Here is a 16,354-nt window from a genome sequence, read left to right on the forward strand (position 1 = left end):
ATTCACAGGGTGTCGTCAGTAAACCACGCTATTCTAGCCGACAACACCGGAAATACTTCAACTCAGGCGTGCCGGCAGCAAAACCAGAGGCATCGCTCTTTATCTGCCCCACTGGCTTCCGCTATCCTTGCGCGGCACGCATGCCTCACCCATCACCAATACACACAAGTATCCGTATGAGCGACAAGAGCAGACTCGTATATTCCACCGACCGCGGCCGCATCAAGGAAACCCCCGCGGCGGAAAAGCGCCATAAGGGCGACGGTATTGTCCGCATCCAGCGGGAAACCAAGGGGCGCAAGGGCAAGGGCGTGACCTGCGTCCGCGGGATCGACGGCACGGAGAGCGAGTTGAAACTACTGCTCGCCGAACTGAAAAAACGCTGCGGGTGTGGCGGCGCCCTCAAGGATGGGGTGATTGAAATTCAGGGCGATAAAAGAGAGGAAATCAAGGCGCTTTTAGAAGCAAAGCAGTACAAGGTAAAGCTGGCCGGAGGCTGAGCCCGGCCGGGTAAAACCCGCGGCCGGCGGGCGCCAGGAGGCCATCCCCCTGAGCCACGCGGCGCTCGCCAGGCAGCGAGATCAGAGCGCGCCGACGAGGCGCAGCGGCTTCACCTTCTGCCGCGTTTCTTCCTTCAGGCACAAACCCAGCACGTTCGCCAGCGCGGTGTGATACGCCTCCACCACAACCGCCGCGGCGCTTTTACAGCGCAGCTCCATGCCCTGGACAGCGCCCGCAAGGTCAATGCCACGCTGCGCTCCCGGCATCCCGGCCTCTCCTGCCACGTAGGCCTCCAGTTTGTCCAGCAGAGCCTGCGGCACGAGCCCAGGCTGCTCTGCCAGCAGCTGATGCACCTGGCGAATCTGCTGCACTGCCAGCTGGGTGTACTTCTGCACCAGCGCTTCCGGAAATTCTGTGGTTGGGATTTGCTCAATCAGCTCGCCCAAAAGGTCCCCGCAGCTACTCAGGCTCGCCAGGGGGTCACGCAGCGTTTCAAATTGCTTCAGTTGTTGCAGCGCCTCGCCCACAACACTGCGGTCCGCCGCCGGCATGGCAGCCATAGCACGCTGGATGCGCTGGAAAAACAGGCTGTGAATCTGGGTCCTCTGCTGACGACACTCCTCGATCCGCGCCCGATTATCCTTGCGCGATTCTTCGGCCGCAGAAGGCGTACTGCCGCAAAGGTCATAACTGCGCGGATCCACGCGCACATTGGCGCGCACCAGTGCAGCGCCCAGCTGAATGCGCGCACCGCGCAATTGCAGCTGGGCGATGCGCTGCTCCAGCTCCTGCAAGTCAATCAGCCGGCTGCGCAGCCAGTCAATGGTCTCCTGCAGTGTCATCTCCGATAGTTCGGCAATACTCGGCCCGTGCAAGGGCAATAAGTCTCCGGGAATGGCGCGGTTGAAGTACTCAGACAGGATTTTCTGGGCCGCCTCCACTTCTTTGCTGGCCGTCAGAAGCTGGCTGTTCTCCACCGCGCGACAGCGCTCATCCATACCCAGGCGACTACTCTGGACACACAGTGCTTCGAACGCCACAAACAGCTTCTGCAGCGAGAAATCCGATCTCTGTAGCACCGCCGAAAGCTGCAAATCCTCGACCGCGGCGATACGCGCGTGCCCAGCGGGCTCGCTCGGGCTCCAGTAGTCGGCATCCTCCCCCATCGCCATATCAATGCTGTTGCGGGTGTCCTCATCGAGGTGGCGGAACAGCCACTGCACCGCATGCGGGACGTCGAGCAGACGCCGGCCCGTCAACATGGCTTCGCGATTGATTTCACCACTCACCAGATCCGCATGGACCAGCTGATTCCAGCGCTCGGAAAAGGCACCAAACCCTTCGCTGCCGGTGAGCTGCGCTGCTATCGCATCCGCCCGGGCTTCCAGCCGGCGGGCCAGTGCGCCACTGGCTACACGGTGCAAGCTCTGCAAGCGCTCAATCAGTGGCACTACGGCCAACCCGCAGGCGGCCAGCAGCTTGTGCACTGGCATGAGAAACGCTGCAGGCTCGCCGGAAGTATTCAACAGCGTATTTTGCCCCTCCAGAGCATCCTGCAGGGACTGCAACTTTTGCGCGCTACCCAGTGAGCAGTACGCCGCAGCGCGCACCAGCGGCCCCTGATGGTAGGACATGGCGCGTGCCACCAGCGCCAGTAAATCGCCCCCCGGCAGGCAGGCAATGGCACCCAGCCCCAGCGACAATGTAGGCTGGCCGGTGGCCGACTTTACCACCGCAACTTCAGCGCCCGGGGTCACCTGAATGGGAGTTCCGAGGGCCTGTCGCGCAGGTGCCAGGGTTTTCGGGCCAGTCACTTCACCGGCAATACTGAGCCCGGTTTTGGCTTCCAGCACCTCCAGCAAAAGAAACAGGCCAGGTGCATCCTGCTTGCGCACGCGTAGCCCGTTGTCTCCGCCGGAAGATGCAGGAAAGGGGTTGGCAAAATAAGGATAAACCAGCAGCGCACCGATCAGCGTAACCAGCATCAGCTTTAGCAGCGCTCCGAGCACCACACCGGGACCCAAACTACCCGCCAGGATAGCGGCGCCCACCGACCAGAGCGCCGAAGCAAAACCGGCCAACAGCAACAGCAGCGCGCCAACAAACAGTGCCGGTACCAGCGCCGCACTGACGAGGGGCACCACAAGCCCAAGGCGGCGCGCGGCAGACTCCGGTCGACCTGCTGCATCTGGCGAGAACAGTGCCTCCAGTTGCGCCCGTGCGGAAGAAGCCTCACCCCTGTGCCCGGCGGAATCTTGCGCGGTTTTTTTGGGTAAACCGGCTGTAGGCGGGGGCGTGACGAAGGATGTGTTGGAGGAAGTATTAGAGGGCGCGATAGCGGCGGCAGGCTCGGCTTTTTCCGAAGGCAACGGCTGGGGGCGCTCACTCGCGGGCTCTGCAGCCACGTCCGTCGTCTGGCGAGCCTTGCGCTTCCTGGCGAATTGCATGCGCGCGAGAATCGCGCGGTTGTCGAACTTGCCCGCAGGGTGCACTTCAATCTTCAAACCGATCTGATGCAGCTGGGTGCGATAGTGCACGACCTGGCCCGAAGACAGGCCATCCTTGATCACCCACCCCTTCAGAAAGAGCTTGCGCGCCTGCTGCGCCGAGATGGCAAACGCACTCGACATTTGCGCCAGCACCTCGGCCGGATTCCTGGCACGTAAAACTTTGCCCGCGGATACAATCTGATATTTTTGCTGAGCCGACATAATTCGCCCCTGAAGCTCCCCATTACCCCCCCACTACAGACCCACCGGCCTGCCCCGGCATCAAGCGCCGAGCCATGGAGAGTAAAAGATTCCAGAGCGTGTGATTGCGCACTGGTTCTCAGGGAAACCGCGAGACAGGAACGCCGTGCGGGTTTATCTACGGGCTTCACAGCGGCGGCGGGAACAAGGTCTCATTCCCCGCCCCGCGCGCGTAATCAGGAGCCCGGGCTCAGCGATGCTCACCGGGTATATGCGGTCCCCCGCCCCAGACATCCGGCTCGATACCCGGGATATGGTACTTACTGGCATCAAACACGGGCTCCTCGATACCCGCATCCCGCTGCGCCTCGTAATCCGCAAACACTTTGATCGCCACCCCGGACAGCAACAAAATCGCCAGCAGGTTCGCAGTGGCCATAAAGCCCATGGACATATCGGCCATATTCCACAAAAGTTTGAAGTTGTCCTCGCTACCGGTAGACGCCACCCAGGCCCCAAACAGAATGAAGACGATGTACAGGAATCGATAACAGGCAATCGATACACGGGTATGCCAGAGATAGAAAATATTGGTTTCCGCGTAGTAGTAATTGGCGATGATGGAGGTGAAGGCAAAGAAGATCAGCGCAATGGCAATAAAGCTGTTACCCCAGGCCCCCACCTCGCTGGCCAGTGCAGACTGGGTCAGCGTGACCCCCTCGACCATGCCACCCAGTTCAACATTACTCAGCAAAATAATCGAGGCCGTTGCGCTGCAGATCATCATGGTGTCGAGAAATACCGAAGCCATCTGCACATAACCCTGCACCACTGGATGCTTCACATCCGCCGCCGCGCCGACGTTGGGGGAAGAACCCATGCCAGCCTCGTTGGAAAACAGGCCGCGCTTGATCCCGTTGGCCACCACGGCGCCAAAGGCCCCGGCCCCGGCTTCGTGCAGGCCGAATGCGTTGCCGAGGATGGTGGCAAAGACTTCCGGTATCCGCGCGTAGTTTACGAGAATCACGACAAGCGCGATGGCGATGTAACACAGTGCCATGATCGGCACCACGATCCCGGCAAATTGCCCAATGGACTTGATGCCGCCGAACACAATCAGTGAAGCGAGCACCGCAATGACCACACCCACAATGAGCGGGTTTATCCCCCAGGCCGCATGAATGGCCTCGGACATGGCATTGGCCTGTACCGCATTGAAGAAGAAGCCAAAACAAATAATCAGGAAGATGGAAAACAGCACCGATAGCCATTTCCAGCGATGCCCCAACCCCTTGTCGATGTAGTACGCCGGGCCGCCACGAAAGGTACCCGCGGTCTCACCCTGCTCCTTGAACACCTGTGCCAGCGTGTTTTCAATAAAGCTGGTTGCCATACCGACCATGGCAACCACCCACATCCAGAAAATCGCGCCGGGGCCGCCGGCGGTAATCGCCACCGCAACGCCGGCAATATTCCCGGTACCCACGCGAGCCGCGGCACTCGTGGCAAACGCCTGAAACGAGGAGACCGAATCATCGTGCTCCTTGTGGAAGCTGCGCGCCATGACCCGCACCATATGACCGAAGGCACGAAACTGTATAAAGCGCGTGCGTACCGTGAAGAACAGCCCCGCCGGCAGCAGTCCCGCCACCAGAATTCCCAACCACCAAATGCCGGCAACCCCACCCCAGGTGAGGTCGTTCCCCCAACCAATCAGTGTGGCCAGGCCGTCCAGGAATCCCTGCATATCGCTCTCCCCGCTGAGCCCCGTTTACGGGCTTGTGCGCGTAGTGAATAACCGATGAGCATCACGACTGGCGCCGGATGACGCAGCTACCATAAAGACTAGCAGGCACAAGGAACGTTGTTGCAAGCACGCCCGCTGGCAGGAGCATTTCCGTCGCCGGCTGCGGCACTTGCCGCACTGTTTCACCGGCGTACAATGCCTCGTCACAAGATTCTCTCGGGCGCACGATTTTCTCATGCGAAAGGAGCACACAGTTTGTCCACCGAACACCAATCGCGCAGCGGCGCGCAGCAGCAGGCACCCTACGGAAGCTGGCCATCGGCGATCAATGCAGAGTTGCTCACCGCCGGAAACGTGCGCCTGAGTGAAGCACGCCTGTTCAACGGCAATGCCTACTGGCTGGAGTCCCGCCCGGCAGAAAAAGGCCGCTCGGTACTGGTGGAGTGTGCACTGCAGGGAGCGACTCCGGTAAAGCGCGATCTGCTGCCCGCCCCCCTCAGTGTCCGTTCCAAAGCCCACGAATACGGCGGCGCCGCGTACACGGTCGCCGGTGCAGAGGTATTTTTTGTCCTCGCCGCCGATCAGCGCATTTACCGTATGCCGCTGGCGGGTGGCGCTCCCGAGCCGATCACCCCGGAAGGCCCTTACCACTACGCCGATCTGCAGGTTGACCCACTGCGCAACCGGCTGATCTGCGTGCAGGAAGACGAGAGCCATGCTGACCGCGAAGCCGTCGCGCGCCTGATTGCCATCGACCTCACGCCCACACAGCAGGACGCCCGCATCACCACCTTGGTGGAAGGTGCCGACTTCTATTCCAACCCGGCACTCAACCCCGATGGATCGCAACTCAGCTTTCTGCAATGGCAGCACCCGAATATGCCCTGGGATGCCACCGAGTTGATGCTTGCAGACCTGGATGAAAACGGCGGTATCAAAACCACTCGCCGGATTGCCGGAGGCAATAACGAATCCATCTTCCAGCCCCAGTGGTCCCCCGCGGGGCAGCTGTTTTATGTCTCTGATCGCAATAACTGGTGGAACCTGTATCACGTTGGGAGTGAAGCACCGTTATGGCAAGTCGATGCAGAATTTGCCACGCCGCAGTGGGTGTTCGGCATGTCCACCTACGGTTTCCTCGGCGATCAGAAAATATTCTGTACTTTTTCCCAGGCGGGTATCTGGCAACTGGCACTGATCGATCTGAACACCGGCAAAGCGGAGACGCTTGCGCACCCCGGCTGCGATTTTGAAAGCATCCGTTGCGACGGCAAGCGGGCGCTGTTTATTGCCAGCGGGGCGACGGACTTCCCGTGCGTTTCGCTGTTTGATGGAGAAGACAACACCTTTTCCGTGCTCGCCAGCAGCAGTGCCACGCCGGTCGATCCCCACTGGTTTTCCGCCGCCCAGCCTGTTTCCTTCCAAGTGGGCGAACGCGAGGTACACGGCTTTTATTACCCGCCGCACAACCCGGGATTCAAAGCGCCGGAAGGTGAGAAACCACCGCTCATCGTGTTCGGCCACGGCGGCCCAACCGGCGCCACATCCGCCGGCCTCAACCTCAAAGTCCAGTACTGGACCAGCCGCGGTTTCGCCATCCTGGATGTCAACTATTCCGGCAGCACCGGCTATGGCCGCGCCTACCGGGATCGGCTGAAGGACAACTGGGGGGTAATCGATGTCGAGGATGTCTGTGCCGGCGCAGAATATCTGGTTTCGCAAGGGCTGGCCGACCCCGCCCGCCTGCTGATCAAGGGTGGCAGCGCCGGTGGTTATACCGTGCTCGCCGCACTCACCTTTCACAGCACCTTCTCGGCAGGCGCCAGCCATTACGGCATTGGCGACCTCACTACCCTCGCCCGGGACACCCACAAGTTTGAATCGCGCTACCTCGATAAGCTTGTCGGCCCGTGGCCGCAGACGGAGCCCGTTTACCGGGCGCGCTCGCCGATCAACCATATTGAACAGCTCAACTGCCCGGTGATCTTTTTCCAGGGTATGGAAGACAAAGTGGTTCCGCCCAACCAAGCAGAGGCCATGGTCAACGCGCTGAAAGAGCGCGGCCTGCCGGTGGCCTACATTACCTTTGCCGAGGAAGGCCACGGATTCCGCAGCGCGGACAGCATCAAAATGGCTTTGGAGGGAGAGCTGGAATTTTACAGCCGCGTGTTCAACTTCCCCCTGCCCGAAGCCGGCCCCGGCATCAAAATCCATAACCTTGAGGGCAAGCCATAATGGGCCGCTGGCGACCGCCGCGCCCCCGAGGCTCGCGCTATATCACCCCGGAAGGTGCGGCGCGCATGCGCGCGGAAGTGAAGTTCCTGTGGGAAGAAGAGCGCCCCCGTGTGACCCAGGCAGTGAGCGACGCAGCCAAGCTCGGCGATCGCAGCGAAAACGCGGACTACATCTACGGCAAAAAAAGACTGCGGGAAATTGACAGCAGGGTGCGTTTTCTCACCAAGCGGCTGGAGGAAATCACCGTGGTCGATCGCATTCCCGACGATCGCGAAAAAGTATTTTTCGGTGCCTGGGTGACCCTGGAAGACGATGCAGGAAAAATCGTGAAATACCGTATTGTCGGCCCCGACGAGTTCAACGTGAAGGAAGGCCTGATTTCCATGGACTCGCCCGTTGCCCGCGCACTGATTGGCAAGCGGCTGGACGATGAAATTGACATCCAGCAAATGGAACAGTGGGTGACCTACTACATTGTGGCCATCGACTACCCTGCCCCCAACTCACCCTGACGCAGTGACCGTACCCAGTACTATCACGGCGCCATACACGGCCACGCCGGCGAATACCGGCCAACCCAGGGACTGGGTGCGCTTCCACACCACGTAGGTCACCAGTACGCCCATTGCCGTAGCCAACCATGCGGCCGGCGTACTGGATGCCGGCACCAGCGACACACCAAACATGGCCGCGATCATCAACGGCCCCAGTACCGTGAGCCAGGGCGGCATTGCATCGAGTGAATTGGCGGCCTGTTTACGCACCAGATGGCGCCGCATCCACAGCAGCGGGAGTGCGCGCATCATCAGCGTGCCAACCGCGGTCACCAGCAGTGCCAGCCAGAGTTTGCTATCCATCCTTCGTCTCCCCTCCCCGGCGCACCCGGTCACGGGACAAAATGCTCAAGCCGTAATACACCAGCGCGCCGGCCACAGCCGCAATGGGAATCGCGGCATTCTTCATGCCGTAAAAGGCAAACAGGAGTGCGACCATGACGGTGGCGCCCAAGGTGATGGCCCACAGCCTGGAGGCAAACTTGGGGGCCAACAGCACCAGAAACAGTGCAGGAAGGGCAAACGGCATCACCTCGCCCAGTAATGGCCAGCGCTGCGTGAGCTCCTTGCCGGCCACGGCGCCCAGCGCGGTGCCGCCAATCCAGCTGAACCAGGCCACCAGGGACGCTCCGACAAACCAGCCCACACGATCATGTGCCGGTAGTTGTGGCAACCGCACATGGGACAGGGCAAAAATCTGATCGGTCAGCCCGTGCATCAACCACGGCCACCAGCGGCTGCTGGTCAGCCAGGGGGCAATATTTGGCCCGTACACCACGTGACGGGCATTGATCAACAGCGTCATGACCACCACAAACCACAGCGGTGCGCCGGCCGCCACCATCGCCACAAACAGAAACTGCGAGGCACCGGCGTACACCAGGGTGGAAATGAGCACCGCTTCCCAGCCCGTAAAGCCGGCTTGTACGGCGATCAGGCCAAAAGAAATCGCAACGGGTATATAGCCCCCGAGCAAGGGGATCGCCTCACGGGCACCCAGTTGCCACGAGCGGAGTCCACGAGGGGCAGCCTGCAAGGTCAAACGCCGATCCTTTCGCTTGCCAGCGCCACGCGCCGGGTAGGTTGAAAAACACAAAGCCCCGGCAGTCATCACCGGCTGCCAGGGCTTTTTCGGTAAGTTTAAGCGGTTAGCTCACGAATTAACGCACGCCCTCTAACAGGTGCCGCGCGATAATCAGTCGCTGGATTTCGCTGGTGCCCTCATAGATGGTAGTGATGCGTACATCCCTCGCCATGCGCTCCAGCGGAAACTCGCGGGTATAACCCACACCGCCGTGCATCTGCAGTGCCACGTAGCAGGCTTCATTGGCTTTTTCAGACGCGTACAGCTTGGCCATGGACGCCGCCGGGCCAAACGGCTGGCCGGCATCTTTTTGCCAGGCCGCCTGCAGCAGCAACAAGCGCGCCGCTTCCATCTCAGTGTACTTGTCCGCGAGCTGCCACTGCAGCCCCTGGAACTGTGCCAGCGGTTTGCCAAACTGCTGGCGCTCCTGCAGGTAGTTCCGCGCGCAATCCAATGCTTCCAGACCGATCCCCAGCGCGAGCGAACCGATACCAATTCGTCCACCGGCCAGCTCACCGGCGGCAATTCGGAAACCGCGATTTTCCTCACCCAGCATATTGGACGCCGGTACACGGCAATCCTCAAACGCCACTTCGTTGGTCACGGACGCCTTCTGGCCCATTTTCTCTTCGGCCTTGCCGATCACCAGGCCGGGCGTGCCAGCCTCGACCAGAAAGCAGGAAATCCCCTTCCCTTTTGCGGCGGAGGCATCGGTCACCGCCCACACCACAAACACGCCGGCAAATTCTGCACTGCTGATAAACAGCTTGCTGCCGTTCAACACGTAGGTATCACCATCGCGGGTTGCCCGGGTACGCATGGCCGCAGCGTCGGAGCCGGAACTGGGTTCGGTCAGGCAAAAAGAGCCGGCGGCATACTCACCGCTGCAGATTTTGGGCAGGAAATAATTCTTCTGCGCGTCGGTGCCCATCGCCTGAATCACTTCCGCCACCATATTGGTTACCGAAGTCGTGGTCGCGGTAGAGCCGCAACCGCGGGCAATTTCTGCGATGGCAAGACTGAACGCAATGGTACCGGCACCGGTACCGCCGTATTCCGGATCGATATTGATCCCCATGAAACCAAGTTCTGCCAGCTCCTTGAGCTTTTGCAAAAACAGCGAGCGATTGCCGGTCTTGTCCAGCTCGGCAGCGATGGGCTTCAGTTCGCTTTGTGCAAACTGGCGCGCCGCCTCCTGAATCATCTGTTGCTCGTCACTCAGCTCAAAATTCATGGTCTTCTCACCTCGCTCTCAATAGTTGCGGTGACCTTGTGGGTCGTCGCTTGTTATTTACCTTGTGGGTTATTTTCTTTTTGCACAATGGGATCTACGGGTTGCCCGCTGCCTCGCAGCAACAGCCGCTTCAGCGCACCCTGCTGTATCGCCACGCCCAGCAAAATCAGTGCGAGACCGGCAATGGTGGCGAGCTGAATTTTCTCGCCCACCAGCAGCGCAATCAGCAGCAGCGAAAGCGGCGGTGACAGGTAGATGAAATTACTAATGCGGGCCGTATTGTCGCAGGTCATCATCGCCGCCTGCCACAACAGGAAGGCAATACCCATCTCAAACAGACCCACATACAGGGCCCCCAGCCAGCCCGCCAATGGCGGCCACTGCCAGGGTTCACCCCACCCCTGCCAGACGGTGACGCCGGCCAGCCACGGCAGTCCACAGCAGCAGGTCAGAAAAAGATTAACCGCTGCGTTGCCGCCAATGCGGGTGTTCAGCAGCCAGTAGCAGGACCAGATCAAGGTACTGAGCAAGGCCAGGGCCACGCCCAGGGGCTCATCGAACTCCAGCCCGAGCAGGTTGCCACCGGTGGCAATCACCAGTACCCCGCCGTAACAGACCACCCCCGCCAGCAAATCCTGCCGCCGCAACTTTTGCTTGAGTAGCGGCACGGAGAGCAGCGCCAGTAGTACACCCCAGGTGTAATTCAACGGCTGCGCCTGCTGCGCAGGCAGTAGCTTGTAAGCGTGAAACAGCGTGAGGTAATAAAGAAAGGGATTGCAAAAACCCAGCGCAATATACCAGCGGTAATTGCGCCGCCAGCTCGCACGAATTTCGCCGGCGCGTCGCTGCCAGAGGATGGCACCCAGCATAAACAGCGCCGACACCACCGATGCAATACTGACCAGCTGTAGGGGGGTCAGGTATTGCAGCGACAGCTTGAACGCACTCGCCACGGTGGACCAGCACAGTACCGCAGCCAGGGCCAACATGGTGGCCCGGCGATTGGCGGCACTGGCGGCGCTATGCGATACCCCGGGGGTCACTCAACTCGTTCCAATAACGGCATTCAGGTACAGCACTCCGTCCCGCGGTTATCGCTTGCCCGACTTGGGCTCAGGGTCCGGCACGGCAACGGAAGTATCGGTTTTTACTTCCTGCATCACGACATAGGTGTGGGTTTCGCGAACGCCCGGTACCGATGCCAGTTTCTCGCCGAGGAATCGGCGGTAACCGAGCATATCCTTAATACGGATTTTTACCAGGTAATCGAAACCACCGGCCACCATATGGCATTCCTGAACCTCTTCGAGACCGGAAACATGTTTGTTGAACGCTTCCAGTGTCCCTGTAGCGGTATCCGACAGGGATACCTGGATATACACCACAAGGCCCGCATCAACCTTGAGGGGATCCAGCAGTGCCACGTACTCCTGGATGAATCCTTCGCGCTCAAGGCGCTTCACGCGCTCAAGACAGGGCGTTGGACTCAGGTTGACCCTACGGGCCAACTCAACGTTAGGCAGGCGGCCAGCGCGCTGCAGAATGCGCAGAATCTGGCGATCAATACGGTCCAGATCTTCCAACTTCCGAGACATAACAAAATACCCTACTGGTGATTAAGCGGATAAGCCCTATATTTAACCACATCAATCCCCAATATGGCGATTAATTCTGGAACATTTCCCACATAATCCGGTTTTTTATCCTGCACCCAATTCTAGTATGGGAGTCCACATGACTACACACTTCTCCGGAGACCTGCACAACGCCCGCCAGAAGGCTCGAGAATACCTGCACGCCGACGAAAACCAGTGCGTCAGTGAGCTCCTCGCCGCGCCCCGCCCCGGGGAAGCCCTGCGGGAAAAGATCCTCGCGACCGCGAGCGAGCTGGTAGTCAAATCCCGCGAGCAGCGCAGCAAGCGCGGCACCTTAGACGCGTTCCTGCAGCAGTTCGGCCTGTCCAACAAGGAAGGCGTGGCCCTGATGTGCCTGGCGGAATCCCTGTTGCGGGTTCCGGACGCCGATACCGCCGACAAGCTGATCGCAGAAAAAGTCCACTCCGGCAACTGGTCCAGCCACCGCGGCCAGTCCGACTCCCTGTTCGTCAATGCCTCCACCTGGGGCCTGATGCTCACCGGCAACATCGTGGAACTGGACCCGGACATTACCGAGCAGCCCTCCAACTGGATGAAGCGCATGGTCAGCCGCATGGGCGAGCCCATGGTCCGCACCTCCATGATGCAGGCGATGAAAATCATGGGCGGGCAGTACGTTTTGGGCCGCACCATCAAGGAAGCCCTGAAGCGCGGCCCTGCTGAAAACAAGCCGGGCACCCGTTTCTCCTTCGACATGCTGGGCGAAGGCGCGCGCACCATGGCCGACGCCGAACGCTACTTCAACGCCTACATGATGGCCATCGAAGCCATCGGCGCGGACAACCTGAAGAAAGACCCGGACCTGCGCAACGTGGTGGAAGCCAATGGTATTTCCATCAAGCTGTCGGCACTGCACCCCCGCTACAGCGAACTGCAGCGCGAACGGGTAATGAATGAGCTGCTGCCGCGGGTGAAAGAGCTGTGCCTCGCCGCAGCCAAGTTCGACATGGGCCTGAACATCGACGCCGAGGAAGCCGACCGCCTCGATATCTCGCTGGATATTTTTGAGGCTCTCGCCCGCGCTCCGGAGCTGCAAGACTGGCAGGGCCTCGGCTTTGTACTGCAGGCCTACCAGAAGCGCTCCCCACATGTGGCAGACTGGCTGATCGCCCTCGGCCGCGACACCGGCCGCAAACTGATGGTGCGCCTAGTAAAAGGTGCCTACTGGGATACCGAGATCAAGCACGCCCAGCAGATGGGACTGACCGACTACCCGGTGTACACCCGCAAGTGCCACACCGACCTGTCTTACCAGGTGTGCGCGAAGAAACTGCTGGATGCCCGCGATGCGATCTATCCGCAGTTCGCCACCCACAACGCCTACACCGTGGGCCTGATCCTGGAACTGGCGGGTAACGCCGACAACTACGAATTCCAGCGCCTGCACGGTATGGGTCACCTGCTCTACGACCAGATTGAAGCGGTGCATGGCAAGCGTGTGCCGGTGCGGGTTTACGCACCGGTCGGTGCACACAAGGACCTGCTTCCTTACCTGGTTCGTCGACTGCTGGAGAACGGCGCGAACAGTTCGTTCGTCAACCGTTTTATGGACGAGAAGACCCCGGTGAGCGAGCTGGTGCAGGACACCCTCAAACAAAGTGAATCCTGCAACCCCTACCGCCACCCGGAAATTCCGGTGCCCGCCGACATTTACATCGGCCACGAGGCGCTGCCACGCAAGAACTCCCACGGCATCGAGTTGACCGACCCCATTGCGGTCGAACCAATGCAGCAGGCAGTTGCAGCCACCACCGGGGCCTCCTGGGCCGGCGGTCCGATCGTCAACGGCGTCACCAGCAAGGGCGACCAGACCGTGGTCAACCCGGCCAGCGGCGAACCCGTGGGCCACACTGCGGATACCGACGCTGCCCAGATCGACCAGGCGTTTACCGCCGCCGCCGACAGCCAGCGCGCCTGGAACCGCCTCGGCGGCAACGCGCGTGCCGACATTCTGGATAAAGTGGCCGACCTGTACGAGCACCACCTGAATGAGCTGGTGGCAATCATCTGCCGCGAAGCCGGCCGTACACTGAACGACGGTATCTCCGAAGTCCGCGAAGCCGTCGACTTCTGTCGCTACTACGCCAACGGCGCGCGCAAGCATTTCAGTGAACCCACGATACTGCCCGGCCCCACCGGCGAGAGCAACGAACTGAGTCTGTGCGGGCGCGGTGTGTTCGTGTGTATCAGCCCGTGGAACTTCCCGCTGGCAATTTTCACCGGTCAGGTGGTTGCCGCCCTGGCAGCGGGTAATGGTGTTCTCGCCAAGCCCGCCGAGCAGACACCGTGCATTGCGCACCGCGCCGTACAGCTGATGCATGAAGCCGGTGTACCGAAGAAAATCTTGCACCTGATTACCGGCACCGGTGCGGCGGTGGGCAAACCCCTGCTGGATGACCCGCGGGTAGCCGGCGTGGCGTTTACCGGTTCCACCGAAACCGCCAAGCACATCAACATGCAGCTGGCAGCCAAAGACGGCCCCATCGTGCCGCTGATCGCCGAGACCGGTGGCCAGAATGTGATGATCGTGGACTCCACCGCATTGCCAGAGCAGGTAGTGGACGACGTGATCCAGTCCGCCTTCCTCAGTGCCGGCCAGCGCTGCTCCGCACTGCGTATCCTGTGTGTTCAGGATGTGATTGCAGACAACCTGCTGAGCATGCTGAAAGGCGCCTGCGACGAGCTGACCCTGGGCGACCCATCGAAACTCGACACCGATATCGGCCCGGTCATCGATGAAAAAGCCCTGGGCCTGCTGGAAACGCACCGCACGCGCATGCAGCAGGAAGCCAAGCCCCTGTTTGCCTTTGACGAAGCCAAGCGCCCCCAGCGCGGCACCTTCTTCGGCCCGCAAGTGGTGGAAATCGAAAACTTCGATCTGCTCAAGCGCGAAGTCTTCGGCCCGTTCCTGCACGTGGTGCGCTTCAAGGCTGAAGAGCTGGAAGACGTGATCCGCCGCATCAACGCCACTGGCTACGGCCTGACCTTCGGTCTGCATTCGCGCATCGAAGGCCGCGCCGGTGCCATCTTCAAGCGAGTGGATGCGGGCAACTGCTACGTCAACCGCGACATGGTAGGCGCCGTGGTTGGGGTCAACCCCTTTGGCGGCATGGGCCTGTCCGGCACCGGCCCCAAGGCCGGCGGCCCCCACTACCTGTTCCGTTTCGCCAACGAGAAGACCAAGACGGTCAACACTGTGGCAACGGGCGGCAACACCCAGCTGTTCACTTTGGGGCAGTAAACGCCCCCCAGTAAACGCACAAAAAAAAGCCCGGACTTCCGGGCTTTTTTGTGCGTGCTTCGCCAGCCAACGACTGGCGACTCAACCGCAGCCATTTACCAGCCTGCGGCCATTGCACATCTCTTACTGGATGATATTACCCACGTTACCCACGCCAACCTGAACCGCGATGGCGGTGTCGGACACGCCCAACTGCGTCGTATTGTGCAGGTTGTATTCACCAATCTGTGTGGTGAATGCATTGTGGCCATAGAATTCCTGCAAGGTATTGGCCCGGTTACCCGTACCAATTTGCAGTGTGACCTGAGTCAAATCCTCACCAAACTGCAGAACAGTCGCTCTGTTGTACTCGCCGAACTGCATGACCAGTGAATCATTGTAAAAGCCGATCTGATCCACATTGGCCCGGTTGCCCGTTCCAACCTGGACGGTCAATGAGTTTTGCCCTTCGCCCCACTGGCTGGTTCTGGCACGGTTCTGCTCACCGTATTGCTCAATAAGACCAACCGACCAGACACTGAAGTACTGATTCACCTGCCCGCGGTTACCCGTGCCCTTCTGGCTGACCATACCAACGTTATATTCACCCCAGCTCTGGTAAACACTACCAATGTTGTATTCACCTTCCTGATCGACGCCGGCATAGTTCCCGACAGTAAACAGCTGCGTGGTATTCGCTCTGTTGCCTGCGCCTACCTGATAAATATCGGCATGGTTATACAGGCCATCTTCCTGCAATGAAGTCGCCTTGTTGGAAACACCAAACTGCGTCTGCTCAATCGTGCTGAAGGATTCGGTTCCATCCTGCAGCGCATTCGCTCTATTGAAGAAACCGAACTGGTTTTGTTCAACATAGTTATACCAGGCATCCGCGCTCTGTTGGTCAGAGGTCGCCTTATTGCCAACACCAACTTGCAATTGGGTGGTCGTGTTAGTTTCCGCAAACGATGCCGCACTGGCGGCGCTCAACAGCACAACGGCAATTGAAGAAAATTTTTTCATCTGGAACTCCTTAACTACTCACATCAGAAAACCAAAAAACCGGTCAGCATAAATAATCTGGAATACTCCGGCGTCCACCGAGCACCAAAACCTGACTCAGTAACTCAACGTCAGCGACCTGAAAATAGCGGCGTCTGGGCGGAGGCTCGCAAAGCGATTCCGCACAAAAGCAATAGGCTCAAGTGGGTGACATTTAGAGGCCTGCGGAATTCTGAATTCAGCGTGAAAGAAGCGATTAGCCCCAGACAGCGATCCACTCGCGAAAGCCTGACAGCGATTGGAGTTATTACGTACGGCAAGATCGAACAACGAACAATCGAGTTCAATATTTGATCACCACACCGTGTAAAGCCATGGGAGGGAAGTTTGGAAAGCGTAGGAAATTAGTATTTTTTTTGTCCACTACGATCA

The 16,354-nt window shown here is 59.7% G+C and carries 12 protein-coding genes; 4 read left to right on the top strand and 8 right to left on the bottom strand.

The features are described from left to right. Positions 1 to 176 precede the first annotated feature (176 nt). Positions 177 to 500: a stress response translation initiation inhibitor YciH gene (gene yciH, locus AU182_RS10850; RefSeq protein WP_066964831.1), complete on the top strand. Its 324-nt coding sequence runs from the start codon at positions 177 to 179 to the stop codon at positions 498 to 500. 81 nt (positions 501 to 581) lie between these two features. Here the strand turns inward: yciH and AU182_RS10855 are convergent, their stop codons facing one another. After that, positions 582 to 3,212: a hypothetical protein gene (locus AU182_RS10855; RefSeq protein WP_066964834.1), complete on the bottom strand. Its 2,631-nt coding sequence runs from the start codon at positions 3,210 to 3,212 to the stop codon at positions 582 to 584. A 229-nt stretch (positions 3,213 to 3,441) separates the two neighbouring features. Next, the gene (locus tag AU182_RS10860; RefSeq protein ID WP_082859371.1) at positions 3,442 to 4,938 is read right to left on the bottom strand and encodes a sodium:alanine symporter family protein; all 1,497 of its coding nucleotides are present in this window, start codon (positions 4,936 to 4,938) and stop codon (positions 3,442 to 3,444) included. 255 nt (positions 4,939 to 5,193) lie between these two features. Here AU182_RS10860 and AU182_RS10865 point away from each other — a divergent pair, with 255 nt between their 5' ends. Together AU182_RS10865 and greB are read left to right on the top strand one after the other, a co-directional pair. Further along, the gene (locus tag AU182_RS10865; protein WP_066964837.1) at positions 5,194 to 7,173 is read left to right on the top strand and encodes a S9 family peptidase; all 1,980 of its coding nucleotides are present in this window, start codon (positions 5,194 to 5,196) and stop codon (positions 7,171 to 7,173) included. Continuing rightward, positions 7,173 to 7,685: a transcription elongation factor GreB gene (gene greB, locus AU182_RS10870; RefSeq protein ID WP_066964840.1), complete on the top strand. Its 513-nt coding sequence runs from the start codon at positions 7,173 to 7,175 to the stop codon at positions 7,683 to 7,685. Before AU182_RS10865 ends, greB begins: the two co-directional genes overlap by 1 nt. Here the strand turns inward: greB and AU182_RS10875 are convergent. The 5 genes from AU182_RS10875 to AU182_RS10895 form a co-directional block, all read right to left on the bottom strand. Then, on the bottom strand, positions 7,677 to 8,030 hold the full coding sequence (locus AU182_RS10875) for an AzlD domain-containing protein (protein WP_066964843.1): 354 nt from the start codon (positions 8,028 to 8,030) through the stop codon (positions 7,677 to 7,679). The two genes, greB and AU182_RS10875, sit on opposite strands and share 9 nt — an antisense overlap. Further along, entirely contained in the window at positions 8,023 to 8,769 is a 747-nt protein-coding gene (locus AU182_RS10880; RefSeq protein WP_066967959.1) for an AzlC family ABC transporter permease, read from the bottom strand. The genes AU182_RS10875 and AU182_RS10880 overlap by 8 nt, the downstream gene beginning before the upstream one ends. Before the next feature lie 118 nt (positions 8,770 to 8,887). Continuing rightward, positions 8,888 to 10,045, bottom strand: coding sequence for an acyl-CoA dehydrogenase family protein (locus AU182_RS10885; RefSeq protein ID WP_066964846.1), 1,158 nt, complete (start codon positions 10,043 to 10,045; stop codon positions 8,888 to 8,890). A gap of 53 nt (positions 10,046 to 10,098) precedes the next feature. Then, positions 10,099 to 11,088 (bottom strand): DMT family transporter, encoded by a 990-nt coding sequence (locus tag AU182_RS10890; RefSeq protein ID WP_227718225.1) that lies wholly within the window; start codon positions 11,086 to 11,088, stop codon positions 10,099 to 10,101. Between the two features lie 48 nt (positions 11,089 to 11,136). Beyond that, on the bottom strand, positions 11,137 to 11,640 hold the full coding sequence (locus AU182_RS10895) for an Lrp/AsnC ligand binding domain-containing protein (protein ID WP_066964850.1): 504 nt from the start codon (positions 11,638 to 11,640) through the stop codon (positions 11,137 to 11,139). Positions 11,641 to 11,779: 139 nt separating this feature from the next. Between AU182_RS10895 and putA the strand changes: the two genes are divergently transcribed. After that, complete coding sequence (gene putA / locus AU182_RS10900) at positions 11,780 to 14,941, top strand: bifunctional proline dehydrogenase/L-glutamate gamma-semialdehyde dehydrogenase PutA (protein ID WP_066964866.1); 3,162 nt, start codon at positions 11,780 to 11,782, stop codon at positions 14,939 to 14,941. Between the two features lie 123 nt (positions 14,942 to 15,064). Here putA and AU182_RS10905 read toward each other — a convergent pair whose 3' ends face one another. Further along, a complete protein-coding gene (locus tag AU182_RS10905; RefSeq protein WP_066964869.1) occupies positions 15,065 to 15,943 on the bottom strand; it encodes a hypothetical protein in 879 nt (292 codons plus the stop codon). Positions 15,944 to 16,354 lie beyond the last annotated feature (411 nt).

Source organism: Microbulbifer sp. Q7 (assembly GCF_001639145.1).
Lineage (GTDB): Bacteria > Pseudomonadota > Gammaproteobacteria > Pseudomonadales > Cellvibrionaceae > Microbulbifer.

Excerpts from the sequence above, each read along its gene's own strand:
- AU182_RS10855 (WP_066964834.1), bottom strand. The coding sequence starts at position 3,212 with ATGTCGGCTCAGCAAAAATATCAGATTGTATCCGCGGGCAAAGTTTTA.
- yciH (WP_066964831.1), top strand. The coding sequence starts at position 177 with ATGAGCGACAAGAGCAGACTCGTATATTCCACCGACCGCGGCCGCATC.
- greB (WP_066964840.1), top strand. The coding sequence starts at position 7,173 with ATGGGCCGCTGGCGACCGCCGCGCCCCCGAGGCTCGCGCTATATCACC.
- AU182_RS10860 (WP_082859371.1), bottom strand. The coding sequence starts at position 4,938 with ATGCAGGGATTCCTGGACGGCCTGGCCACACTGATTGGTTGGGGGAAC.
- AU182_RS10885 (WP_066964846.1), bottom strand. The coding sequence starts at position 10,045 with ATGAATTTTGAGCTGAGTGACGAGCAACAGATGATTCAGGAGGCGGCG.
- AU182_RS10895 (WP_066964850.1), bottom strand. The coding sequence starts at position 11,640 with ATGTCTCGGAAGTTGGAAGATCTGGACCGTATTGATCGCCAGATTCTG.
- putA (WP_066964866.1), top strand. The coding sequence starts at position 11,780 with ATGACTACACACTTCTCCGGAGACCTGCACAACGCCCGCCAGAAGGCT.
- AU182_RS10905 (WP_066964869.1), bottom strand. The coding sequence starts at position 15,943 with ATGAAAAAATTTTCTTCAATTGCCGTTGTGCTGTTGAGCGCCGCCAGT.
- AU182_RS10875 (WP_066964843.1), bottom strand. The coding sequence starts at position 8,030 with ATGGATAGCAAACTCTGGCTGGCACTGCTGGTGACCGCGGTTGGCACG.